Source organism: Segatella oulorum F0390 (genome assembly GCF_000224615.1).
GTDB classification, from domain to species: domain Bacteria; phylum Bacteroidota; class Bacteroidia; order Bacteroidales; family Bacteroidaceae; genus Prevotella; species Prevotella oulorum.
This window is the reverse complement of the sequence record NZ_JH114216.1, coordinates 592,348-618,881: the sequence shown is the minus strand read 5'-3', so window position 1 is coordinate 618,881 and position 26,534 is coordinate 592,348. Positions and strand designations below refer to the sequence as shown.

Genomic DNA, 26,534 nt, shown 5'->3' with positions numbered 1-26,534 from the left:
GGTTCTTTGGCTTCAAGTTGCATTTGATTTGCAAAGAGAAAGGAGAACTTCTCAACTTTATGATAACGCCAGGAGATATTGATGACCGTAAGCCTTTGGAGTACAAAGCATTCATAGATTTTATATATGGTAAGCTATTCGGTGACAAGGGCTACATCAGCAAGAACCTCTTTCAAAGGCTTTTCGTTGACGGAATACAGCTTATTACCAAATTGAAAAGTAACATGAAAGGAGCGTTAATGAGTGTTTCAGACAGACTTTTACTCAGAAAAAGAGCCATTATAGAGACGGTGAATGATGAACTAAAGAACATTGCGCAGGTGGAACACTCTATACATAGATGCTTTGACAATTTCATCGTCAACTTATTAGGGGCAATTGCTGCCTATTGCCTGTTTCCAAAAAAGCCGTGCATCAATGTGCAAAGGACCATTGACACACAGCTTGCATTGTTCTGAATTCGTCGAACTCACGTTAATTTATATAGCTATAACTTAGCTACTTGATAACAGTATTCATCATTAAAATTATTAAGCAATGGAATCAAACAGCAATGACAATTACGTGCTGGTCTTGGAAGACCGCACGGAAGTGAAGAATGAGCAGGAAGCGGGTAAATTGTCCGTTGTATCCGGTGTTGACGACAAGGGAAACCTTAAAACAACTGAGGCTGTCGCTGCCAATCAAGCAGCGTTCTTGAAGTTCAACAATAAGGACGGACTTCTCAAAAACTTCATGACCAACTTCCTCAAACAGTTCAATACCCCGACTCGCTTCGGACTGTACAAGGTATTAGCGGACAACGTGGAGCAAGGTGTGGATAACCTGCGTACCATGCTGCAAAACCGCGAGAAGCTCGAAAGCAAGCAGCAGCTGGCAGAGATTGGGGTGTCCTTTGATGATTATCTGCCGCAAAAGAAGAATACCACTGCCATCGACCCCGAGAAAGTGGACTGGAAGATGCTCGATAATCTCGGACTTACCCGTGAGAGATTGGAGCAGAGTGGAGAATTGGAAAAGATGCTTAACTGGCAAAAGAGTAATCTCTTGACGATTGCTGTCCCAATTGGAGACACCACCATCTACACTGAAGCCCGCCTTGCGTTCCGCACGGACGATAACGGCAATATCGGTTTGGCAATTCATCCTTTGAGAAAGGAACCGCAACTCGATTTTCCCTATATGGGCTACAAGTTCTCTCCCGAGGGAAAGGAGGCACTTCTCACTACGGGCAATCTCGGTAAAACCATCGAAGTGACACCCAAGACTGGCGAACCATTCTCTGCATACGTCTCCATCGACCCGCAGACCAACGAAATTATAGCCCTGCGTGCTGACCGTGTGAACATTCCCAAGGAAATCAAGGGTGTACCCTTTCTGACGCTCAGTATAAAGACCTTGTGGAAGGCAAAGCCGTGAAAGTGGAAGGTATGACTGCCAAGAGTGGTAAGACATTCAATGCAACCCTGCAGGTCAATGCCGAGCGAAAGGGTATTGAGTTTATCTTTGGCGACAACAAGAGTTTAAGAGAACGACAGGAACACAAACAAACACAGCAGCAAGGCGTCCCGCATAAGCTCTGCGGCTTGGAGCTGTCAGATAAACAGCGTGAAGCTTTGGATAGCGGTCGTACACTATATCTAAAGAATATGGTGGACAAACAGGGACAACCTTTCAACGCATACGTTCGCATGGACAAGGAACAGAACCGCCCACGTTTTTACAAGTGGAATCCTGACAAGAAGCAGGAAACCGGCAAAGAAAAGGTGATTGCCGTAGCCGAAGAACACAAAACACAGGTAGCTGTCAACAACCACGGCAAGACGAATGAAGCTACCAAGAACGTGAAAGAACCGCTGAAAACGGGACAGACACAGCCTACTGCTGCCCAAAAGCAAAAGCAGGACGAGAACAAACAGAAGAAGTCTCGTGGGCGCAAAATGTAAAACGAGAGAGCCACACAAGCGGCTCTCCGTATTGGAGGGAGGGGGAAATCATTTATTTTTACCGACATAATATTGGCTTTAACGGAACTTCTTACTCCCATTTCTCCCCAAATTCCAAAAGTTATAGTCTTCTCTGTATCCATCATAATATAATCCTTTATGTTAATATAATTCACAAATAGTGTCGAAACACTCAAAGTTAGCTCTATTAAGTTGGGATAAAGAGGAACATTAAAGAGCAGCATTATGCCGAAACAAATGCTAATTAATATTTTGCAAAGTTACAAATAAATATTATAAAAACAAATGAATATATGTATTATTGCCGAGAAACCCTCGGTAGCCAGAGATATTGCCCGCATCGTAGGGGCAAAGAGTAAACAAGAAGGATATATGGAAGGCAGCGGCTACCTCGTCACTTGGGCAATGGGACACCTCATAGCCCTTGCCATGCCCGATACCTACGGTTTTTCTGCCTATAAAGCTGAAGACCTGCCCATTCGTCCCAATCCTTTCCAGATTATCGTCCGCCAAGTACGTAAGGATAAGGACTATATATCCGACCCCACAGCACTCAAGCAACTCAAGGTGATACGCTCCTGCTTTGACAAGGCAGATCGTATCATTGTCGCTACCGATGCAGGGCGTGAAGGTGAGCTCATCTTCCGCTACATCTATCAATATCTTGATTGTAAAAAACCTTTCGAAAGACTTTGGATAAGTTCACTCACCGATAAGGCTATTCGTGAGGGACTTTTCAATCTCAAGGCCGGAAGCCATTATGACAATCTCTACCACTCTGCCAAGGCAAGAAGCGAAGCCGACTGGCTCGTGGGTATCAATGCCAGCCGTGCGCTTTCCATTGCCCGCAGGGGAGGCTATTCCTTGGGACGGGTACAAACTCCAACACTTGCTATGGTCTGCCGTCGGTACATAGAGAACCGTGATTTTTCTTCCATACCCTATTGGAAATTATCTGTTTTTACAGAAAAAGAGGGCGTGTCGCTGGAAGCCATTGGCATTACCGACTATGAGAGTGAAGCATCGGCACAGACTGCTCTCGCCCTGCTTCGCAGTCAGAGCTGGCTTAAAGTAGAATCGGTCGCAAGACAGGTGGGGCATACCGCACCACCATTCTTGTACGACCTTACTGCCTTGCAGAAGGAAGCCAACAGACGCCATGGCTTTTCTGCAGACAAGACCCTCTCGGTAGCCCAGAGCCTCTATGAGAAGAAAATCACGACCTATCCCCGCACAGGCAGTCGATACATCAGTGAGGATGTATTCGAGGAAGTCCCCGTCCTGCTGCGCAAGGTAGGCATGCCACTATCAAATCCACTTAACCGCCATTCTGTGGACAATACCAAGGTTACCGACCACCACGCCATTATCCCAACAGGTGAAACGCCATCAGGATTGTCAGCAGATGAAGAGACCATCTATCAAATGGTGGTCAACCGCTTTGTTGAAGCCTTTTCCCCGAATTCGGAAGAAGAACGTATGCAGGTACTGTTTACGGATGGTAACAGTACTTTTACTTGGAAAGCGTGTAGGCAGATTTCCTTGGGATGGAAAGCCGTGCAGAAAGAGCAGGTTGCTGATGCAGAGAAAAAGGAAAAGGAAAACGACGATGAACTAGTTTTACCTTCATTGCCTGATTTGACGGAGGGAGAGGTTTTGCCACTTGTTTCTGCTGAAATAACCGCGCATAAGACCAAACCTAAACCCCTCTACACAGAGGCAACACTGCTTTCTGCTATGGAGAAAGCTGGCAAGGAAGTGAAGGAAGACGATAAGCGCAAGGCAATGGCAGAGTGTGGCATTGGAACACCTGCCACCCGTGCCAACATCATCGAAACGCTTATTCTCCATGACTATATCCGAAGGGACAAGAAAGCCATCATACCTACCGAGAAAGGCCTGGCTGTCTATGAAATAGTCAAGGACAAGAAGATTGCCAATGCGGAGATGACAGGCAGTTGGGAACTTGCCCTTGCCGCTATTGAAGCAGGAAAGATGCCATCTGATAAGTTCTCACAAGGCATCAATTCTTATGTAAGTACCATCTGTGAGGAACTCCTTTCACTTACTCCCGAACAAAAGTCCTATCCTGTTTACCGCTGCCCAAAATGCAGACAGCAGAGTGTCGGCATCTATGCCAAAGTTGCCAAGTGCAGGAACGAGGGCTGCGACTTCCATATCTTCCGTGAAGTCTGCGGCACATTGCTCTCCGAGGACAATATCCGGGATTTGATAACTATAGGACGAACACCCGTCCTCAAAGGATTAACGAGCAAGGCAGGCAAGAAATTCAATGCCCGACTTGTTCTGGGCGAAGACTACGCCACTTCCTTTGAGTTTGAGAACATGAAAGGAAAACAAAAAGGGAGATAATCCCGACAGAAACAGAGAGGAACAGATATAGATCGGGAGATATAAGTATTACCTGCCGACCTTTTTTCCTCCACTTTATTAAAAGAAAACACTATGGCATACAATAAGAAAGAAGTCCTGCAAGCCAACACGGAAGCTATCCGTGTGGTCTTGCGCTTAGAAAAGGAACGCCGCGAAGCCACCGAAGCTGAGAAAAGTATCTTACGGAACTATCAGGGCTTCGGTGGTCTGAAATGTGTACTCAACCGAACGGACGCCCCAGATGACATACGCTATTGGAGCAAGTCAGAGCAGAATCTCTTTGAGCCGACACAGCAGCTCAAACAGATGATTTATCGTGAAGCCATAGATGCCAACACCGCCAAGCGGTATTGGGAGAGCATCAAGGCAAGCGTACTGACCTCCTTCTATACTGATACCCGTATCGTGTCTGCTATATCAGGTGCACTTGCCTTCACAAACCTGCAGGTAAGACGATGCTTAGACCCTTCTATGGGTATGGGTGCGCACATTTGAAGTTAAAAAGAAAAAGGCTGCTCCAGCAATCAACTATGCCCGAGCAGCCAATTCTTTTACTCACAAGGTTTGTGATTCTTTCACAACAACCGTTAGGCGCACTTTACGGTTCTGAAGAAGGTCCTGGTACAGGCTCTGTTCCTGGCTTCTTTTTCCCGATACCGCCCTCTTCTTTCTTCTTAGTCTCCTTCTTCGTCACCTGCTCATAGGCAACATCGGTCAGCGTAAAATACTTGGTTGATGCAACCAGTCGCACCACAGGCTTTTCGATATGCACCTGCGCACGGAAAGGCGTGCCCACTTCAACGGCTTTACTCTTGAACGATGGCTTCAGCGTACCGAGGTCACCAAAGTCCACGATGTCGCCATTAGCCACAATGTCGCGAGCCGTTTCAGTAGCAAGATTAAGAACTGCCGCCACTTCCTGTGGATTGAAAGTAGTAGACTTAGACACACGTTCGCAGAAGTTGCGGAAATCCACACGGTGTCGTCCCGTAGGTTGGGCAATCTGTACGGTTTTCTCACCCGCCTTGCCCACATTGAGCTTGCGCTCAGTCAGAATAAATTGTAAAGGCTTGTTTGCCATAGTATACACAAAGTTGGCCTGTATTGTTAGCCTTGCGTGAGTCGAGACCATAAGACCCACAAAGGTGGCTGTCATGGGCAACCAACAGCAAAGATAGTAATAAAATTTTATCAAACCAAGAACTAACAGAAAAAAGCTCCTAAGCTTTTTAGAAAAAGGTTAGGAGCTTTTCCCTAAAAGTCTATAAGCTTCAGAGAGCCTTTCTGCAAAGACGCTTCTCTCTTCATATAATTTTGATAAGTTGCGATTACTGATTGTAGAAATTTAATTTATTAAGAGGATGAAAGTCTTCCACACCTTACCAAATAAAAGAATAACTTCCATGCTCACTTTTCATCTGTGTAGGATAACCAGTAGAGTTTAATTTCCACGAGTAGTTTTCTACATTTCCTTCGTCATCCACACACTTGACAGGTAGATTTTTAATAGCTTTACCAAGCAGACCTGCATAGTACGCATACTCCATTTCATCCATATCAATACCCAACGTTATATCAAAAAGCATAATACAACCTTTGTTCACAATAGGAGTGGTTACTTTGTCAGATGTATAGAATATGGTACTTAGGTTTTTATGACTATTATCTTCATTCGAAACCTCTAATGTTTCAACGATATTGCCTTCGTGATATTTCATGGTAGTCGTCTCAAATCCTTCGGATCGTACCATCTTAATTAATTGCCCGTCATTGTTATATGTAAAACTCCACGTGTCTTCATCTGGTTGATCCCCTCTATGGTATTGTGTTTCTGTACAATACTGCACAAAGCCTTTCTTATTGAGAAACAAATTGCAGACCAGTTTCTCATCACTTCTTATTATAGTCATAATTACATCAGGACCTTTTTCTATTGAACGTGTAGATTCCTCTCTATATTCAAAAGTAACATTTTCGTCTGAAGATTTCATAGCATAAACACGTCCTTTTGCATCTGTCAGAATTTGTATACCATCAAGCCCTTTAGGTAGTCCACCTGTAAACACGCTTAAAGGATTGATACTTGATGTTGAAACTTCTCCTTGTGATTCATCACCATCTTTACTACATGATGAAAACGTCATCGCTGCACTCAAGGCTATTGTAGCAAAGAACATCGTTATTAAATTCTTTTCCATTATTTTTAATTTTAGATTTATATGAAATATGATAGGCTCAGTCCGCAGAAAGATGTTGGAGAAAGACAAATGAAAAGCGTGGACTGATAACTTCGCCTATGTTCTTGAGGTATCGCCAAACGCCATTGCCACTTAAACGAGTAAAAGTCCACGCCATTTGACGTGAGCATTAACTTTTACTCTCGTGGCTCTTTTAATTTTAGCGAATTCCAAGAACAAGAATGCAAGCTAACGCTTTTTTTTATATGTCTGCTATCAGTTTTATTCGTTCATAGGCACAATACTTTTTGTTAATCGATTGCAAATATACAATTTTTTATTGAAATGCAATGCTTTTGTTTTTATCTATAGTTCAAAGCTAATACATATTCTTGATACAAAGCTGTGATAGTATAACCTCTTGAAGTACGCCATACACAATACCATTCCCGACATCAACAAGAGTAAGGAGGTGACAGATAAGGTTACGGGAGAGACCAAGACCATCAAAGTCAGGGACGGACATGCCATCCAGATGGCAAATGCCAAGATTGAGGAAATCAGACAGGGCTTTGTCGATTGGCTCGGACGCACACCTGATACCTTCAAACAGCAACTCTCCGACCGTTACAACCGCCTTTTCAACTGTTTTGTGCGACCCAACTTTGACGGTACGCACCAGACGTTTCCCGACCTTGACCTTAAACGATTGGGTATTGCCGACCTTTACAAGAGCCAGAAGGATGCCGTGTGGATGCTCAAAACCAACGGTGGCGGCATCTGCGACCATGAGGTGGGAGCGGGCAAGACGCTCATCATGTGTACGGCAGCCTACGAGATGAAGCGATTGGGACTGGCAAACAAACCGATGATTATCGGTCTGAAAGCAAATGTATTCGACATTGCCGATACATTCCGTAAGGCATATCCTAATGCTAAGGTACTCTATCCAGGTAAAAACGATTTTAATAAGCAGAACCGCCAACGTATCTTCAACGACATCAAGAACAACGATTGGGACTGTATTATACTTACACATGAACAGTTCGGCATGATACCGCAGGCCTTGGAGATACAGGAAGCGATTATGCAGAAGGAACAGGACTCCGTGGAGGAGAACCTCGAGGTGTTGCGGCAACAAGGAAGAGATATCTCTCGTGGCATGCTCAAAGGACTGGAAAAACGCAAGCAGACGCTTGAAGCCAAGTTACAGAACATACAGGACAGCATCGCAGAGCGTAAGGACGATGCTGTAGACTTCAAGATGATGGGTATCGACCACCTTTTTGTCGATGAAAGCCACCAATTCAAGAACCTGATGTTCAACACACGCCACGACCGTGTGTCGGGTTTGGGCAATCCCGATGGCTCACAACGTGCCTTAAACATGCTCTTTGCTATTCGTACCATACAGGAGCGGTCCAGCAAGGACTTGGGAGCCACTTTCCTTTCAGGAACGACCATTTCCAATAGTCTGACGGAATTGTATCTGCTTTTCAAGTATCTCCGTCCGCAGGCTTTGGAAAAGCAAGGCATCAACAGTTTTGATGCTTGGGCTGCCGTATTTGCCAAGAAGTCTACGGACTACGAGTTCTCCATCACGAACGACATCATTCAGAAAGAGCGGTTCAGGACGTTTATCAAAGTACCCGAACTGGCAGCGTTCTATGCGGAGATTTGCGATTTTCGTACGGCAAAGGACATCGGTATCGACCGTCCGGAAAAGAATGAGATACTGCATAACATACCACCGACACCCGAGCAGGAAGTTTTTATCGGCAAACTGATGGAGTTTGCCAAGAGTGGCGATGCTACAATCTTAGGACGTGCACCTCTGAGTGAGAGTGAGGAAAGGGCAAAGATGCTTATTGCAACAGACTACGCCCGCAAGATGAGCCTTGATTTACGCATGATTGATGAAAATGCTTACTCAGATCATATTGACAACAAGGCAAGCCATTGTGCCAAGATGCTCAATGACTATTACCAAAAGTTTGACGCACAGAAAGGTACGCAGTTTGTTTTCTCTGATTTAGGTACTTATAAGCCCGGTGGAGACTTCAATGTCTATTCGGAAATCAAGCGCAAACTGGTGGAGGACTACCATATTCCGTCCTACGAAATACGCTTTATTCAAGAGTGCAATAATGAGAAGGCAAAGAAGGCGATGGTAGATGCGATGAACCGTGGGGATATCCGCATTATCTTCGGTTCTACCTCTATGTTGGGTACTGGTGTAAATGCCCAGCAACGTGCCGTTGCGGTCCATCATTTGGACACGCCTTGGCGACCTTCGGATTTAGAGCAGCGTAACGGACGAGCTGTGCGCAAGGGAAACCTTATCGCCAAGGAATTTGCGGATAACAAAGTTGATGTGATTATCTATGCCGTGGAACGTTCCTTGGATAGCTACAAGTTTAACCTGCTGCATAACAAGCAGCTTTTCATCAATCAGCTCAAGACGAACACGCTTGGTAGTCGTACCATTGATGAGGGGTCGATGGATGAGGACAGCGGCATGAACTTCTCCGAATACGTAGCAGTGCTTTCAGGTAATACCGACCTTTTAGAGAAAGCAAGATTGGATAAGAAGATTACCACCTTGGAATCAGAACGTAAGAACTTTCTCCGTGAGCGTGATGCCGCAACGGGCAAGTTGGCTGAGATTGAGAGTTCTGTATCTTTCCATACGGACAAAATCAAAGAGGCACAGTCTGACTTGGCTCTCTTTGAGAAGCGTGTGGAGCGTGATGATGAAGGTACACCTATAAATAAACTGACAATCAAAGGTGTGGAAAACAGCACCGATATCAAGGTCATTGCTGCACGTTTACAAGAAATAGACGAGAAAGCACGAACCAAGGGTGAGTACAACAAAATCGGTGAGATTTATGGGTTTTCCATCATGGTCAAGACGGAGAGTACTTCCAAGGACTTGTTCGACTGTTCGGTGAACCGCTTCTTTGTGAAAGGGCAGGAGAGTATCTACTATACCTATAATAATGGTAAGTTGGCAACAGACCCGAAACTTGCCTGTCAAAACTTCATTAATGCCTTGGAGCGTATCCCGAAGGTGATAGAGTCGCATGAGAAGGAAATGGAAAAAGTAGCAGCTGGTAAGGAGGTTTACATTACTATTGCAAACAGCTCGTGGAAAAAAGAGGACGAGCTTCGCTCACTTAAAAGTGAAGCTGCGGAGCTGGACAGAAAAATTGCACTTACACTTGCTCCACCTGATGAGGAAAAAGATGAAACGGAAGAAAAGGAGAGGGTCTGTCCGGCAACAATCATTCTGTCGGGAAAGGGAATGATAACCTTTCTGTTCAGGATTCAGAAGAGGAGAAACATTCGCAGAGTTTTAAACCGAAATGGCGACATTATCTTTAATGTTATTCCTTAGTTCTCTCTATTAGATTTTGGCAAATAACGCTTGTTATTGCCAAAATCTAATAGATTACTGGTGTTGTTTACTATTTGCTTATCCTAAACCTTTCTTGAAGTTCGGATAGTGCATCTAATAGTTCTTCGAATGAAGGTTTTTTCCCATAAATCATTGATTCCATCATTGCCTGATAGTCTGATTTCCATTCTTCAAGAATATCTTTCCGGGGGACAATCTGGAGACGTTTGCGTACATCGGGAGTATAATCCACATCTTTCACTGAAGTATAAATTTCTCTATGGTGACGAATAGATTCCCATAAAGCATCATCTGCAATGGCTTTCTTTGCAAAATCTTTATTCATCATAACGTAAAGGTCATAAAGATGTCGGCTCTTGCGCTCTGCTATCATTCCGTGTCCGGGAATGGAGAAGAGTTCGTGAAGCAAGAACGCCTTTTCAAGGAATGTCTTTTCGGGAATAGCAGTATGAATGGCACTGTCAGCCAATGGTGTAATCGGAAGATGCTCTCCAATAATACTTTTAATTTGTATTGATTCTGTCGGTTCAAGCAATGAACGTGCACTCACTTCCAATACAATATCAGGGCGGAGATATGTAAGCCCCTTGTCAAAAACTGATTTATAGTGAAGATAAATCTGACGTGGCTCGGGATAGGTGGCGTCACCTTCGCCATTGGGTTGAGCATTAACTGTGACAAACGACTGCAAGCCTTGTCTTTTTAGTTCTTCACAAATCATAGGGGTTAGTTCCTCTAAAACAAAAAGCGATGATGCCTTGCGCAATTTCTTGATTTGCTTTTTAGTAAGGTCTCCTTCAGGAGCACCAAGAAAAACAGGATTGACAGCAACATCTATATCTTCCGAGAATCGCTCTATAAGTTTCCAACCTTTGCTCAGACTTGTGCCGCCTTTGAAAACAAGATGCTCTGCTATAGGAAGTGAAAAGATAGTTTGCAAGATTGCAGTTACCCAAAAATCTTTCTCAATCACTTGTGCGGGTAACCCGACTTTATCTGCAATTGATTCATAGACGCTTTTCCGTTGTAAGTCGGATAATCCAAGAAACCTATTCATATAGACCAACTATAAATTCCCTTACCTTTGAAGGCATCAGTTTGAGGTCGGCAACTTGAAGGTGAGGATTTTCGTTTAACTTCATTTTAATGGTAGCAACCTGCTCATCAGTCAGGTTCTCTACTTTCCAGTCTTTAAGGGCTGTTGTTAAGAGAAGGGCCAACCGGCTACGGATGGAGAAATATCTGGGAGAGACGCGCTTGAATTTTATGTTTTTCCCTTCGCCAAGATTTATAGTACGTGAGACGCCATCGGTTAAGTAAGCTATGTTCATCGGTATCTGTTGAGTCAGTCCTAACTGGTATTGGGCATAAAGCCCCGTTGGGACAATTCTTGCGCCATCCCTTTTTGCCATTGCTTTGGCAATATCCTCAAGCGATGGAGGAACCGTACCCAGGCCATATACTTTTTCCATTTTGGGGTAGCAATAAATGCCACGTGCAACTCTAAGCATCTGTCCTTTTTCTACGAGACGTTCCAAAGCCTTATTAACGGCATCTCGATTGCCATACGAAATAAAATCCCCTACAAAAAACACAGAACCACGTCCGCACTTCTTTGCTTTTATAAGTATTTTACTTTCAATGCTTTCTATCATAATTATAAATGTATTTTGTCGCGAAATAATGCATTATTCAAGACAACAAAGGTACATATAAAATCTCATAATCAGTACAAAAAAAACAGAGAAAAGTACGAGCTTGGCGAGCCATGCCAGTATTAATGTACGTATTATCAATTTTGTAACCGTTATTTTGTAATGTAACTGCTTGCATTTACACAACAAAACAACAATAAAAACCAACAGATACGCATCACCAACTATCTCGCCTTCTCAGCATCTCATCAATCTCTTCCCGGAGAAAAAGTAATCGCCCATTGACTTTGAGATAAGGGATTTCCCCTACCCAAACCAAGTTGTAAATGGTTTTTTGCTCTACTTTCAAGATTCTGGATACATCTATGATAAGCGAATACCATTACAAGTTCTATTAACGGCAAAAGAGTCGCCTCAGGGACTTACAATCTTGTAAGAGAATTAAGCATTAAGATCTTTTACTAAACGGCAAAGATACAAGCTAATAAAAACATATTCGTTTTCCATGGGGACTCCATAAAAATAATGAAATTGACTGGATATTTCTATTTTTTTGTTGGATATTTCCAATTCTATCATTCCGTAGTTTATATCTTTGCACCAGTCATAAGAAAATATGAATATCCACAATCATCAAAATCCGTAAATTCTATGCTTGAGACTTGGCTTATCATCGAATTCCAGTCCATCAAGCGAGTGAGATTAGAAGTATCACCGATTGAACTTGTAGCAAAACTCATTAAGGTAGAGTTACAAGATTTCCTCCTTTATGTCATGGTAGGTGTCAAGAATATTGCGTTTGGCGTTGCTGATAGATGTTTGCACCCATGGGAGCACCTTTCTAACTATCGCCTTTCCTTTTACCACATAGGCTTTATGCCCGATAAGGATACTATGGGGATTGAGGGTCGCATAAGAGATTGTGGACATTCATTTAAGGAGAAAACTGTCAGTGTGGCGAAATATACTAACAGCCCTACTCGTATTTACCAACTTTACATAAATTTTTAGTCGAAAAACAATGTTTCATAAACTATCTCTTATCATTATTATGACATGCATGACTGCCTATGCAAGGGCAGTTGATATCACAGCCGAGCTCGGTTTAAAGACCCCGGGCAATCCTTCGGTAACCTATTCTTTGACATCTGACAGGGATAAGTTCCTTTCCAGCAAAGTCTTACCTGTGGAAATTATGCAGAAAAAGAAGCAACGGGGCAACGAGACAGTATTCTCTGTTACGATAAAAGCCAAGGAATCGGTGTATTTTAATCTGAACTTTGCGGTATCAACCGGTTTTGATACGGATCATTGCGACTTCTATCTACCAGGCTTCTGGTATCATAAAAACCTGCGGTCACCCATCGAAGCACCTTCTTTCAAAAGCTCCAAGACCTGGAATTTCCGTGAAGACAGGCTCTCAGCACCTCTTTCAGGTGCGTATAACGACGCTACTCATCAAACTTTTACCGTAACGCGCCAGTTGGATTTGCCACAAGAAGCACTCACACCCGCTATGGACGGAGAGGTGATTCTGTCGGGCGGTACCTCCTTAGGCTATCTTGGCTTTAACAATGAGACTGGCATTGCTGCTTTAACCTTTGGCTATCCATATCAGGAAACGCCCAAACGCTATATCCGAAAACTCACTTTAGCTCCGAGAGTGATTACCTTTGCTAAGCTGGATACCGGTGAGAGCAAGACGATTACATGGACGATAGCTACCGACAAGGCTGACAGCTATGGCGACTTCGTACGCCAGACATGGATAAAGATATTCGATGAAATAGGTGTAAAACCAATAGCTTCACCCTATACTGCAGACGAAGTAAAGGCACAGCTGTGCAGTTATTTCCGCAATTCGTTTGTAACCGGTTATCCCATCAAGTTCAATTCTGGGGAAAACATTTCCGTTGAGACCTGTGAATCCTACCCTACTTTTGCCGTAGGGTTTGTCGGCAGGTCGCTACTTAATGCCTTCAATCAACTGGAGTATGGCTCTCTGCATCATCAACCCGACCTCGTAAGGCAAGGGAACGATGTGATTAATAGTTTCGAGACTTACGGATTCTCTGCCAAAGGTTATATGCACGACTTCATTAACTTCGAGAAAGGAGTGCCTGGGAATGATGAAGTACACACGATACGGCAGCAATCGGAAGGTATTTATGCGCTCCTGCATTACTTAATGTACGAACGGAAACATGGTAAGACACATAAGGCATTGGAGAAGAAGATCCATCATTTACTTGATATCTTCGTATCTTTGCAGAAACAAGACGGCAGCTTCGCACGTAAGTTCAATGAGAATGGCAACGACATAGATGGCAGTGGAGGAAGTACTCCTTCGGCAACAGTGCCTCTCGTCATGGGCTACCACTATTTCAAAGACAAGCGATACCTAACCGCAGCCAGGCGTACGGTCGACTATTTAGAGCAGAACATCATTGCCAAAAGCGACTATTTTTCATCAACATTAGATGCCAATTGTGAGGACAAAGAAGCTGCTATTACCGCTGTAACTGCCACCTATTACATGGCTTTGATCTGTTCGGGCAGGGAGCAGCAGCGATATATTGACCTCTGCAAGCGGGCTGCTTACTTTGCCGCATCATGGTATTACTTATGGGATGTACCCTTTGCACAAGGGCAGATGTTGGGCGATTTAGGATTCAAGTCACGCGGCTGGGGCAATGTTTCGGTGGAAAATAATCATATTGATGTGTTCGTTTTTGAGCTTTCTCACATCTTCAAATGGCTGGGGGAAAAGACCAATGAGCCTCGTTTTGTGCAGCTTGACAAGATTATAACAAGCTCTCTTTGTCAGTTGCTGCCCACCCACGGACACCTATGTGGCATCGGAAAACCAGGATATTATCCAGAAGTAGTGCAACATACCACATGGGATTATGGCCGGAACGGTAAAGGTTTTTACAACAACATCTTTGCTCCGGGATGGACAATCGCCTCGTTATGGGAGCTATACAGCCCTGAGAGAACAGAAAAATTCTTCCAGAGTAAGTAAAAAGAACATACTGTTATATAATTTTTAAAGAACCTCCAAAATGAAAAAGAAAATGTCTTTCATACTTTTCTCAATGCTGACAGGCATCCTGATGACATCGGCACAGAGTGTTTACACCAACCCCGTAATCGACAACAGTGCCCCCGACCCTAGTGTGATAAGGGCAAACGACGGTACATTTTACCTATACGCAACAGAAAACATACGAAATACACCGATATTCCACTCAATCGATCTGGTGCATTGGAATCTCATCGGTACTGCTTTTACCGATGAGACACGCCCCAAATGGCTTCCCGACGGAGATATCTGGGCACCAGACATCAACAAGATAGGTGATGACTATGTCATGTATTACTCTAAATCTGTATGGGGAGGTATATGGGATGCAGGCATCGGAGTGGCTGTCAGTAAGAAGCCTGAGGGTCCTTTTGTGGATAAAGGTAACATTATCCAAAGCAGAGCCATCGGAGTCTGCAACAGCATCGACCCCTTCTACATAGAAGACCAGGGCAGGAAGTATCTTTTCTGGGGTTCGTTTCGGGGTATATTCGGGATAGAACTTGCTGCAAACGGACTCCATCTGAAAGCCGGTTCCAAGCCTGTTCAGATAGCAGGAACATTCATGGAAGCTACTTATATCCACCGCCGTGGGGGATATTACTACCTTTTTGGCTCAGCAGGTACCTGCTGTGAGGGTAACAAGAGCACCTATCACATCACCGTCGGGAGGTCGAAAAACCTCTTCGGCCCTTACGTTGATAAAGAAGGCAGGCCTTTAATGGAGAATCATTACGAAACCGTTCTAACAGGAAATGCCGATGTAGCAGGCCCTGGACATAACGCCGAGATTATTACTGATGATGAAGGACGCGACTATATCCTCTATCATGGGGTGAGAAAAGCCGACGACAACTCTTACAGGCTGGTGTATATGGATCGCATTGACTGGCAAGAAGGGTGGCCCTATATTTTGGGCAAAGCGCCAGCAAGGGTAGCTGAGAAGCCACGCTTACATACGAATTGGGGCATAACCAAGAGCAATCTGAACCCTTCCGATTTTGAGATGAACATAGCAGGGAAGCAGACACACTTATATACGCTCACCAACAAGAAGGGCATGGAGGTGTGTCTTACCAACTTTGGGGCACGAATCGTGTCGATCATGGTACCCGACAGGAAGGGCAGACTCCATGATGTGGTATTGGGATATGACAATATTGCCGAGTATTCTGACTATAAAAACTTTGGAAGCGACTTCGGTGCAAGCATCGGACGTTATGCAAATCGTATTAATCAAGGACGCTTCAAAATAGGAAACGAAACCATCCAGCTTCCCCGAAACAATTATGGACATTGTCTGCATGGCGGATTTACGGGCTGGCAGTACAAAGTTTATGATGGAAAGAAGATCAACGAACACACAATACAGTTTAGCCTTGTCTCTCCTGATAAGGACAACAACTTTCCAGGGAAGGTAGAAGCCACTGTTATCTACACTCTGACCGACGACAATGCTATAGACATTCACTACACAGCTACCACCAATAAGGAAACTGTCATCAACATGACGAATCATTCTTACTTTAATCTGAACGGGAAGCCAATGCTGAATGGCGAAGACCAGGTACTCTATATCAATGCCGACAACTATACCCCATCCGACACAACCTACATGACTACTGGTGAAATCCTACCTGTCAAGGGAACTCCGATGGACTTCCGACATCCTACTTCCCTGTCAAAGAATATCAACAACCAGCTCTTTGACATGACAAAGAACGCTATGGGCTTTGATCATAACTGGTGTCTGAATACTTATAGGCATGGGAAGGGCAACGACAAAATAGTGGCGGCAAGCCTCTACAGTCCACAGACAGGTATCAAGCTGGAGGTCTTTACCGATGAGCCCGGCCTGCAAGTATATACTGGAAACTTCCTTGATGGTAGCTTTATCGGCAAGCATGGCTATCGTTATCCGAGACACGCAAGCGTGTGTCTGGAGACACAGCACTACCCTGACAGCCCCAACAAGCCACAGTGGCCATCGCCTTACCTAAAGCCTGAAGAGGTCTATCACAGTCATTGTGTGTATAAATTCTCTGCAAAGTGAAGCAGGCCGGCTATCCTTTAGAAAAACTGTCAAATAAATAACAAGTAAAAAGAACAGAATGAAAGTAGATGAAACCATCTTTTTGGCTGAATATTTCTATTTTTTGACTGGATATTTCTAATTCCGATTATGGATTATCTCTATCTTTGCGCAAAAGAACAGATATACAATAACTTTCTTAAAATGATAAAAAAATATGTATTTTCGGCTGCCTTTTTGTTTTACGCCACTTCTACCTGGGCACAGAACGGCATCATTCGTCAAAGTGATATTGAAAAAGCCAAGTTTATTACCCAACAAATGACATTGGACGAGAAGATATCCTACATATCAGGTTATAAAGACTTCTCCATTCGTCCCATCCTACGCCTCGGCCTGCCGGAAGTAAAGATGGCCGATGGCCCTCAAGGCGTACGCAACAATGTAAAGAGCACCATGTATCCATGCGGAATTCTCACCGCAGCAACATGGAACAGAGCCTTGGCAAGACGTGTCGGCGAAAGCCTCGGGCGCGATTCCCGCCAGTATGGACTAGGGTTTATCCTCGGACCGGGTGTCAATATCTACCGTGCTCCTATGAACGGGCGAAACTTTGAGTACTTTGGAGAAGATCCATATCTTGTCAGTGAAACCGCTAAAGCGTATATTCTCGGCGTACAATCGCAAGGGGTTATTGCTACAGTAAAGCACTTTGCCATGAATAATCAGGAGTGGAGTCGCCATGTTGTAAGTTCTGATGCCGACGAAAGAACCATCCAAGAGATTTATTTCCCAGCTTTTCGCAAGGCTGTCCAAGAAGCTCATGTAGGAGCAGTCATGGGCAGTTATAATCTTATCAATGGTGTTCATGCTACAGAAAATGCATGGCTCAATCGTGAAGTGTTGCGCAATCAGTGGGGCTTTAAGGGTATCTTGATGTCTGATTGGGTGTCGGTTTATTCTGGGCCAATGGCCGTCCTTGGTGGTCTCGACCTCGAAATGCCCTGTGGAAAGTTTATGAATGCGCAAGAACTCTTACCCGCCTTGAAGAATGGGATTATTAAAGAGAGCATGATTGACCGACAGGTGGAACACATCTTGCAGACCCTTTCATCATTCGGGCTCCTCGATGCACCTCGTACAGCTATTTCAACCGGAAAGGATATTGCCTCGTCAAAGGGCACAGCACTGGACGATGCCCGCGAAGGAATCGTGCTGCTGAAGAACGATGAGAGTGTGTTGCCACTAAAAGGATCGGCAGTCGTCTTTGGACCTAATGCCGACAACCTTCCCAAAGGGGGCGGAAGCGGATTCGTAGAGCCTTACTCCAGCACCTCCGTATGGAAAGGCTTACAAGCCCTTAAGGGTAGACAGGCTTCATTTTTGTCCGAAAATCAATACACCATGCCGCTTGTTCTTACCTTCAAAGCTACCTATTATGACAACAGGGACTTTGCCGGAGCAGCGGTAATAAGCCGCAACGAGAAGGGCATCAGCCACGACTGGGGCAGCGACAGCCCCGGCGAAGGCATGCCAAAAGACCATTTCTCTGCACGCTGGATAGCCACTTATCAGCCTAAGACAGATGAAATTATCAGAATTTCCATGAATGGCGACGATGGTTATCGCTTCAAAATTGATGACAAAGAGGTGTTAGCCGATTGGCGGACACACGGTGTTACCTCAAAAGAAGCTTGTGTAAAGCTGGAGAAAGGAATAACCTATCACCTCTGTGCAGAATACTTTGAGTGGGATCAAGGGGCTTCAGTTCATTTGGACATGGCAAAGCTAAACACAGAACTGATGAAAGAGAAACTGTCGAAAGCAGACAATGCCATCGTGTGTGTAGGCTTCAACAGTGACTCTGAAGGCGAAGATTTCGACCGTCCTTTCGAACTAAGCACATGGCAGCAATACCTTATCAATATGGCAACGGCCAACTGCAAGAAGACTATTGTCGTTGTAAACAGCGGCGGCGGTATCCGTTTCAAGCCATGGATAGACCAGACCAAGGCGATATTGATGGCCTGGTATCCCGGACAAGAGGGTGGGCAGGCCATTGCAGAGATTTTGACAGGTAAGGTGTCACCCAGTGGAAAGCTCCCTATCAGCATCGAAGAAAAGTGGGAAGACAATCCTGTTCACAACAGCTACTATGATGACAGGGATGTAGCCCACAAGCGTGTACTCTACTCAGAAGGCCTGTTCTTGGGTTACCGGGGCTACGACAGAACCGGTAAAAAGCCCCTCTTTCCGTTTGGTTATGGATTAAGCTACTCTACCTTTACCTATAACGGGTTACAGGTTGAGAAGAAAGATAACGGCAAAGTAACTGTGACTTTTACGGTGAAGAATGTCGGGAACAGAGCAGCCGATGAGATCTGCCAGCTTTACGTACATTGTGTACAGAGCCAGGAGCCGGTTCCTTACAAGGAACTGAAAGGCTATGAAAAGGTGAAACTGCAGCGGGGAGAAAGCAAACAAGTAACGATAGAACTCGATGAAAGTTCCTTTTCACACTATGACACCGATTCTCATCGTTTCGTTGTCGCCCCAGGAGAATACGAAATACTTGTGGGAACATCGTCAGCCGACCTCTCTTTGAGAGCCAAGATCAACTTGTAAACATTTATTCAACCATAATATGAAAAGAATTCTATTATCGCTTACAGGATTTAGCCTTCTGTTACTCTCCTGTACCTCTCCTTTCAACAATGATGTACCTACACCGCCGGAAAAGACTACCTATAAGAACCCTGTTGTAGCAGGCAGTCTGCCCGATCCCACCGTCATAAGAGGCAAAGACGGGAACTTCTATGTATATGCAACGGAAGACACCTACAACGTGCCAATCATGGCCTCCAGCAACCTTACCAGCTGGCATTACGTCGCAAGAGCGTTCACTGATGCCACACGGCCTAGGTTCGAACCTACCGGTAATGTGTGGGCACCAGACATCAATTACATTGACGGAAAGTATGTAATGTACTATGCTATGTCAACCTGGGGAGGCATTCAGACCTGTGGAATAGGTGTTGCCGTAGCCGATGCCCCCGAAGGTCCGTTCACCGATTTAGGCAAGATGTTCAGAAGTAATGAGATTGGTGTAACCAATTCCATCGACCCTTCCTACTTTGAATACAATGGAAAGAAGTACATCGTGTGGGGTAGTTTCTACGGAATCTATGCTGTCCAGCTCAAGGACGATGGTTTATCGGTCGTTGATGATGCCAAAGCGACGAAGATAAAACTCGCGGGAAGTGCTTTCGAGGCGCCTTATATACATAAGCATGGCGACTATTATTACCTCTTCGCATCATGGGGTAGCTGCTGTAATGGCGCGAAAAGCACTTATCGTGTAGTAGTAGGACGCTCAAAAGATATCTGGGGACCTTATGTTGACAAGGAGGGCGATGGCATGCTGTCGAACAACTTCTCGGTGGTAATACGCCCTAACGACATCTTTGTTGGTAATGGTCATAATGCGAAAATAATACAAGATGACACAGGCCAAGACTGGATTCTATACCACGGAATTGAGATTGGCAAGGAGAACGAGGGTCGTTTCCTACTACTCGACCAGTTAAAATGGGATGAGAAAGGATGGCCTTATATCGAAGGAGGCTCTCCTTCTACCACCGAACAACCTTTACCTGTATTCAATAAAAAATAAAAATAACTATGGTTCAAATACTGAAAATTTGGAAATACATGAGGAAATGCCTCGTAGCGTCTCTCCTTATTATACCCTATCAGGTAAACGCACAAACAGTATTGAGCGTATCTGGTAGCGTAGCCGACACACATGGAGAGCCCTTAATAGGTGCAACAATTCGGACATCAGGCACCCCTTCTGGCGTAATCACAGATATTGACGGACATTTTTCAATCAATGTAAAGAGCCTGAGAGATACCCTTTATGTAAGCTATATCGGCTACGAGGCACAAAGTGAGCCTATTGCCGGTCGTAAAGTGCTTAACTTTACTTTGCAAGAAGATGTGGGTAAACTGGGCGACGTAGTCGTTGTAGGATACGGAACACAGAAGAAGGAATCGGTAGTAGGTGCCATTACCACCATCAATCCGGACCGGTTAAAGTCGGGAACGTCACGTTCCCTCAGCAATAATCTCGCCGGTCAAGTACCAGGTATCATCGCTGTACAACGGTCAGGAGAGCCAGGTTACGACAATTCCTCCTTCTGGATCCGTGGTATCAGCACCTTTCAGTCTGGCAGAAATCCACTCGTTTTAGTAGATGGCATTGAAAGAAGTTTGAACGACATTGACCCTAACGAGATTGAATCTTTCTCTGTTTTGAAAGATGCTGCTGCCAGTGCGGTGTATGGCGTACGTGGTGCGAATGGTGTCATCTTGATAAATACCAAGCGCGGACGTATTGGCAAACCTACTGTAAATATTACTTTCGAGAGTGCTGTCACGCAACCTACCAAGCTGCCGGACTTTGTCAATGGTGCTAAGTATATGGAAGTGATGAACAGCATCGCTACCGAGAACGGTAAAAGACCGATCTATTCTGACGAGCAGATTTACGACACACGCTATCATTTGGACACAGACATATACCCGGACGTGAATTGGCTTGATGCCATTACAAAGGATTATGCTTCGAATAGCCATGCTACGATTGATGTAAATGGTGGTAGTGACATCATCAGATATTCTCTGGTGGGAGCCTATTATGGCGAGTCAGGTATCTTGGCACACGACAAATCACAGTCGTGGGACTCTTCTTTACGGCTCAATCGCTATAATATGCGTTCGAATGTTGATATCAACATCACTCCTACTACACTGTTGCGATTCAACATCGGAGGTTACTTACAGTCGCGCAGAGGTACTCCCGAAAGTATTGATGATATCTTCAACCAAGCTTTCACCATTACTCCCATTGCACATCCAGCACAGTATTCTAATGGAAAGTTTGCTCGAGTGGTATATCGTGAGAACCCTTATGTACTTGCAACACAGCGTGGCTACAAAACAACCAACTCCAGCAAGATAGAATCTTTGTTCGCTTTAGAACAGGATTTGAAGTTCATTACTTCGGGTCTAAAGTTTAAAAGTACTTTCTCTTTTGACAGTTACTCATCCAATTACGTAACGCGAGCCAAGTGGCCTGATATGTACAACCCCGCCGTAGGTCGCAATGCTGTAACTGGGGAACTCAAGATGGGTGCTTTAGATACTGAAGGACAAGACTATCTGGGCTATGAAAAGGGATCCGACTGGGGGAATAGGAGTACCTACTTAGAGTTCAACTTCAGTTATAACAGGATCCTTGCCAAGAAGCATACGATAGACGCAATGTTCATGGGGAACTGGAGAAACTACGACGATGGCAGCAAACAGCCTTATCGCAACCAAGGTTTTGCAGGACGGTTCTCTTACAATTACGCTTCTAAATACATCGCAGAGTTCAACTTCGGATACAATGGCTCAGAGAACTTTGCCAAGGGTAAGCGTTACGGCTTTTTCCCTTCTGTAGCGGGAGGATGGATTATCAGCGAGGAAAAGTTCATGCAAAAGCTTCGCCCGGTGTTGTCGAAAGCCAAGGTGAGAGTTTCGTATGGTCTGGCTGGTAACAGCTCTCTCGATGGTCGACGCTTTGCTTATCTCTCTGAGATCTCGACCACCGATGCATATGAATTCGGTTACAACAAGGAGTGGTCGATAAGAGGAAAGTGGGAAGGAGCCATAGGTGTTCCTGGACTTACATGGGAAACAGTTCATAAAACAGATGCCGGACTTGAGCTGGGATTCTTTAATGATGCCCTACAAGTGCAGTTCGATTACTTCAAAGAGCAGCGTCGAGATATCTTCATGAAGCGTTCTAACTACCCCGCCTCGGCAGGATTCTCTGAAGCTCCATGGGCAAATATTGGAAAAGTAGACAACAATGGTTTTGAGGTTTCCCTCACATTGAACAAGCAACTAACCCATGACTTCTTCATTTCGGCACAGGCTAACGTTACTTATGCCAAGAATAAGATTCTTGAAAACGATGAGGCGCTCAGCAAAAGAGGAACCTACCGCAGTACGATAGGGCGCTCGGTAGGTCAGTTAGAAGGCTTGGTAGCAGAGCGACTGTTCACTAACGACGACTTTATCGACCCTACCAAGGGTATCTTAAAGCCAGGCATCCCTATACAGTCATACACCTCTACTGTACGCCCCGGTGACATCAAGTACAAGGATTTGAATGCCGATGGTATCATTGATGCCCTTGATATCACAGCTATTGGTGGAACAGCAGATCCACGATTGATTTACGGTTTTGGTGTCAATCTTGTCTATAAGTACTTCGATTTAGGCATGCTTTTCCAAGGAAATGGCTGCACATGGCAGATTATCGGTCGTTCGCAGGACTTCCTCCCAGGTGGAGGAAACTCGGCAACGGGCAACATACTCTCAAATGTTGATGACCGATGGACGGTAGATAGACCCTCACAGAATGTCTTTTACCCACGGTTGACAGCCGGACCTAACGCCAATAACTCTCAGGCATCCACCTGGTGGCTGAAAGATATGAGTATGCTGCGAATGAAAGAGATAGAAATAGGCTATTCATTACCTAAAAATCTCATTGCAAAAATTTATCTGAGCAAAGCACGCCTCTACCTCCGCGGTACCAATCTACTCACTTTATCTAAGTTCAAACTATGGGATCCAGAGGTAACATCAAGCAATAGCAACGGCTTACGCTACCCTATTATGAAATCATTTTCCATGGGCATCGAAATAGCTTTCTAACATTATAAACGTATGAGAAATTTTATCACAAAGGCATTCATCGCCTTATCAATCATATTAAATTTAGGTTCATGTACCGACTATTTGGACAAAGAACCTGACGATTACGAAACCTTGGAAAAGGTGTTTAGCGATAAATCGGAGGTAGAAAGCTGGCTAAGTGCCATTTATTCCGGTATCGTAGAGAACTATGCCTCCAGCATGAGGGGTTTCGACAGTATGGCCGACGACATTGCTCCATCCATCGGATGGGAAGCTTACGGTTGGCCTGTTATCGGGTATCAAAAGGGAAACTTTGACCCGACGACCGATTGGGAGTACCGTGGAGCATACTGGTACACCCTTCCCCGTAGGACAAGGTCGGCTTATACCCTCATCAACCGTATCCACAGCCTTCCAGAGCAGGGTCTGAACAATCAGGAAGTGGAGTACATGAAGAATGAGGCTAAGTTCCTTATTGCCTACAACAACTACTGCCGGCTAACGGTATGGGGTGCTATTCCAGTGCAGGAGGGCACCGCCGATTTGGAATCAGACTCTCTAATGATTGGTCAGACCCCGTTCGACGATGTGGTAAAGGACACTGAAGCCAAACTTCTTGAGGCTGCAAAGGTGCTTCCTCCATTTTATACCGATGCGAAGAAATACGGCCGCGCCACCTCTATCATGTGCTATGTCATCCGTGCAAGACTACTGCTGTTTGCAGCAAGTCCGCTCGTCAATGGCAACAGCGACTATTCTAACTATCGCAATAATAAAGGACAGCTTATCTTTAACCCTACCTATGATCCTACAAAATGGGAAAAGGCGGCCAAGGCATGCAAGGAATTGATTAACCTGGCTGCAGCCAATGGACACGAGCTTTACAGGGAATATAACAGCGATGGTACGATAGATCCATACATGTCGTTCCAGAATATGCTCTTCGTTACTGCTAATCGTGGTAATAATGAGATACTGTTTCCTCGTGCATGGGTGAATTCCGACAGCTACGATGAGCATGCACAACCCCGAGGGACAGCTGGCAATGGTGGCCTGGGGGTTAGCCAGACGCTCGTCGACGCATTCTATATGAAGAATGGACTGGCACCTATCAAGGGGTATAATCCCGATGGGTCGCCTGTCATCAACCCTGCTTCCGGTTACACAGAGACAGGCTTCTCGAATGCTGATGATAAAGAAAAGACCAAATGGATAGAGGGTGCTCCTGACGGATCTGCCAAGAATGCCACCAATGTCATCACCCAGGCTGGCACTTTCAACATGTATTGCAACCGCGAGCCACGCTTCTATATCACCGTTCTCTATAACGGAGCATGGTTCAGAAGAGAGGGAAGAAACACCCAGTTCTACTCTGGAGGCTATGACGGTGGTCCAACCCACGATGCTCCTTCATACGGATATCTCGTAAGAAAGAAAGTATCTCCAGATGTGGATCCGCGTCAGAAAGTCCACCCCTACCGCCCGGGAGTGCTCTATAGGATGGGGGATGCCTACTTGGACTATGCCGAAGCACTAAACGAAAGCGATCCCGGCAATCCGGACATCGTGAAGTATCTTAACCTTATCCGCGAGCGTGCGGGCATCCCACAGTATGGGACAGGTGCGGGATATGTCCCTGTCCCCGGCAATCAAGAGGAAATGCGCGAGGCTATTCATCACGAAAGAAGAGTAGAACTGGCCTGCGAAAACGGTACCAGATGGTTCGATTTAAGACGTTGGAAGGAAGCCGAGAAGCAACTGACTGGAATTTTTTACGGCATGAACTTCGCTGGAACGTTGAACAGTGATAACAAGTCTAATCCTAAATCATACTTCGTAAGGACTCCTGTTATGACCCGTTCCTTCTCCAAGAAGAACTATTGGATGCCTATTCCACAGGACGACATAGACAAGAATCCGAACTTACGCCAGCTTCCGGGTTGGAATTAATAACGAAATTATTACTGACATGAAAATAAAAAGATTATCTTTAGCATGGGTATCTGCCATCTTCATGATGCTGGGAATGGCTGGCTGCAATGACGAAGCCGCAATCCCCACTCCTCCGAATATCCACACGGTGAAGCTCAGCAGCCATTACTTTGCCACGGCAGTAGATGAAGAGCTTAACATAACACCCAGGTTCAACAACCCTGAAACGTTCGCAAAAGGCTTCTCTTGGACTAATTCAGACTCCACCGTAGCCTCCATCGCCGTCGATCCCCAGACCCTGGTCTGCAAGGTTACGACCTTGAAAGTAGGTACGACTGTCCTCAGAATAACATCAGAAGACGGCTCTTTGAAAGACAGCTGTATCGTGGATGTCAACAAACAGTCATATACACTTAAGGCACCTGTCTATATCAATCTCTTTGGCAATGCCGACGCTCCTTGGAACAACATAGGAAGCTACTCGGAAGGAGCGGGGCTCAACGAGATGAAAGACATCAACGGCAACCCTACCTGGGTAAACATCAAGATTACCAATGCCTTCAACTGGGGCGAGAATGATGGCGACCCGGAAGAGACAATAGAAGATGGGAGACCGATAACGCTGCCCAATGCCGTGTCCGGAAGTGCCTTCAAGAACGACAGGAAAGCCGATACAGGCGTATTCGAAATCAGCGGGCTGAGCTACAAACAAAGCTATCATCTCGCATTCTTTGCGAGCAAACGCTTTTGGGGAGATGTCTGTTCGGCTAAGATTACAGCAGCAGGAGACAACCGGGCGACAATAACCTTGCTGACAAAGAAAACCTCTTCCGACCCAGGAGACACAGGGGCGGCAGTTCCAAAAGGTACGGCTATCGGTGGGACACCTGCCGAAGATAATACTTTCATACGCTACGGAAAGATAAAGATAACCCCAGACGGAAGTGGGAAAATCATTATTACCGTTACCGGTGGAGAAGGAGGAAACCAGCCGGATGGCACAAGTTTTATCAACGCAATCCTCATTTCACCTATCGAATAGTTTCTTTCAAGAACATAGATTCAAATCAGTAGACTGGATAGGCTGCCCTGATCAAAGGCGGCCTATTCTTAGTTTT

The 26,534-nt window shown here is 45.0% G+C and carries 13 protein-coding genes and 5 pseudogenes; 12 read left to right on the top strand and 6 right to left on the bottom strand.

Annotated features, from left to right (window positions below; translation table 11 throughout):
- The 4 genes and pseudogenes from HMPREF9431_RS09045 to HMPREF9431_RS09030 form a co-directional block, all read left to right on the top strand.
- A partial coding sequence (locus HMPREF9431_RS09045; protein ID WP_004380948.1) for an IS982 family transposase occupies positions 1–458 on the top strand: 458 nt, incomplete at its 5' end.
- Between the two features lie 79 nt (positions 459–537).
- Positions 538–1,946, top strand: a pseudogene (locus tag HMPREF9431_RS09040) (DUF4099 domain-containing protein).
- A gap of 306 nt (positions 1,947–2,252) precedes the next feature.
- A complete protein-coding gene (locus HMPREF9431_RS09035) occupies positions 2,253–4,340 on the top strand; it encodes a type IA DNA topoisomerase (RefSeq protein WP_004380945.1) in 2,088 nt (695 codons plus the stop codon).
- Between the two features lie 93 nt (positions 4,341–4,433).
- Positions 4,434–4,847: pseudogene (locus HMPREF9431_RS09030) on the top strand (hypothetical protein); the annotation flags it as partial.
- Between the two features lie 112 nt (positions 4,848–4,959).
- Here the strand turns inward: HMPREF9431_RS09030 and HMPREF9431_RS09025 are convergent.
- Positions 4,960–5,442: an HU family DNA-binding protein gene (locus tag HMPREF9431_RS09025; protein WP_040561383.1), complete on the bottom strand. Its 483-nt coding sequence runs from the start codon at positions 5,440–5,442 to the stop codon at positions 4,960–4,962.
- 298 nt (positions 5,443–5,740) lie between these two features.
- Positions 5,741–6,559, bottom strand: a complete 819-nt coding sequence (locus tag HMPREF9431_RS09020) for a DUF4595 domain-containing protein (protein WP_004380942.1) — start codon at positions 6,557–6,559, stop codon at positions 5,741–5,743.
- Between the two features lie 394 nt (positions 6,560–6,953).
- Here HMPREF9431_RS09020 and HMPREF9431_RS13780 point away from each other — a divergent pair.
- Positions 6,954–9,925, top strand: a pseudogene (locus HMPREF9431_RS13780) (helicase-related protein); the annotation flags it as partial.
- Between the two features lie 83 nt (positions 9,926–10,008).
- Here the strand turns inward: HMPREF9431_RS13780 and HMPREF9431_RS09010 are convergent.
- From HMPREF9431_RS09010 to HMPREF9431_RS13700, 4 genes and pseudogenes are all read right to left on the bottom strand, one after another.
- Entirely contained in the window at positions 10,009–11,016 is a 1,008-nt protein-coding gene (locus tag HMPREF9431_RS09010; protein WP_004380940.1) for a nucleotidyl transferase AbiEii/AbiGii toxin family protein, read from the bottom strand.
- Positions 11,009–11,614 (bottom strand): DUF6088 family protein, encoded by a 606-nt coding sequence (locus HMPREF9431_RS09005; RefSeq protein ID WP_004380939.1) that lies wholly within the window; start codon positions 11,612–11,614, stop codon positions 11,009–11,011. The genes HMPREF9431_RS09010 and HMPREF9431_RS09005 overlap by 8 nt, the downstream gene beginning before the upstream one ends.
- A 217-nt stretch (positions 11,615–11,831) precedes the next feature.
- Positions 11,832–11,993: pseudogene (locus HMPREF9431_RS12495) on the bottom strand (helix-turn-helix domain-containing protein); the annotation flags it as partial.
- 254 nt (positions 11,994–12,247) lie between these two features.
- Positions 12,248–12,532, bottom strand: a pseudogene (locus HMPREF9431_RS13700) (transposase); the annotation flags it as partial.
- Positions 12,533–12,674: 142 nt separating this feature from the next.
- On the opposite strand from HMPREF9431_RS13700, the gene HMPREF9431_RS08995 reads away from it, so the two are divergent.
- The 7 genes from HMPREF9431_RS08995 (at position 12,675) to HMPREF9431_RS08965 (ending at position 26,458) form a co-directional block, all read left to right on the top strand.
- Complete coding sequence (locus tag HMPREF9431_RS08995; protein WP_155813010.1) at positions 12,675–14,639, top strand: hypothetical protein; 1,965 nt, start codon at positions 12,675–12,677, stop codon at positions 14,637–14,639.
- Positions 14,640–14,679: 40 nt separating this feature from the next.
- The gene (locus HMPREF9431_RS08990; protein WP_004380935.1) at positions 14,680–16,752 is read left to right on the top strand and encodes a galactose-1-epimerase; all 2,073 of its coding nucleotides are present in this window, start codon (positions 14,680–14,682) and stop codon (positions 16,750–16,752) included.
- Positions 16,753–16,935: 183 nt separating this feature from the next.
- Complete coding sequence (locus tag HMPREF9431_RS08985; protein WP_040561379.1) at positions 16,936–19,356, top strand: beta-glucosidase; 2,421 nt, start codon at positions 16,936–16,938, stop codon at positions 19,354–19,356.
- Positions 19,357–19,375: 19 nt separating this feature from the next.
- Positions 19,376–20,404: a family 43 glycosylhydrolase gene (locus HMPREF9431_RS08980; RefSeq protein ID WP_004380933.1), complete on the top strand. Its 1,029-nt coding sequence runs from the start codon at positions 19,376–19,378 to the stop codon at positions 20,402–20,404.
- Between the two features lie 8 nt (positions 20,405–20,412).
- Positions 20,413–23,502 carry a SusC/RagA family TonB-linked outer membrane protein gene (locus HMPREF9431_RS08975; protein ID WP_004380932.1) on the top strand — a complete coding sequence of 1,030 codons (3,090 nt, stop codon included), beginning with the start codon at positions 20,413–20,415 and terminating at the stop codon, positions 23,500–23,502.
- A gap of 12 nt (positions 23,503–23,514) precedes the next feature.
- Positions 23,515–25,434 (top strand): RagB/SusD family nutrient uptake outer membrane protein, encoded by a 1,920-nt coding sequence (locus tag HMPREF9431_RS08970; RefSeq protein WP_004380931.1) that lies wholly within the window; start codon positions 23,515–23,517, stop codon positions 25,432–25,434.
- A 19-nt stretch (positions 25,435–25,453) separates the two neighbouring features.
- On the top strand, positions 25,454–26,458 hold the full coding sequence (locus HMPREF9431_RS08965; RefSeq protein WP_004380930.1) for a hypothetical protein: 1,005 nt from the start codon (positions 25,454–25,456) through the stop codon (positions 26,456–26,458).
- The last annotated feature ends 76 nt before the right edge of the window (positions 26,459–26,534 follow it).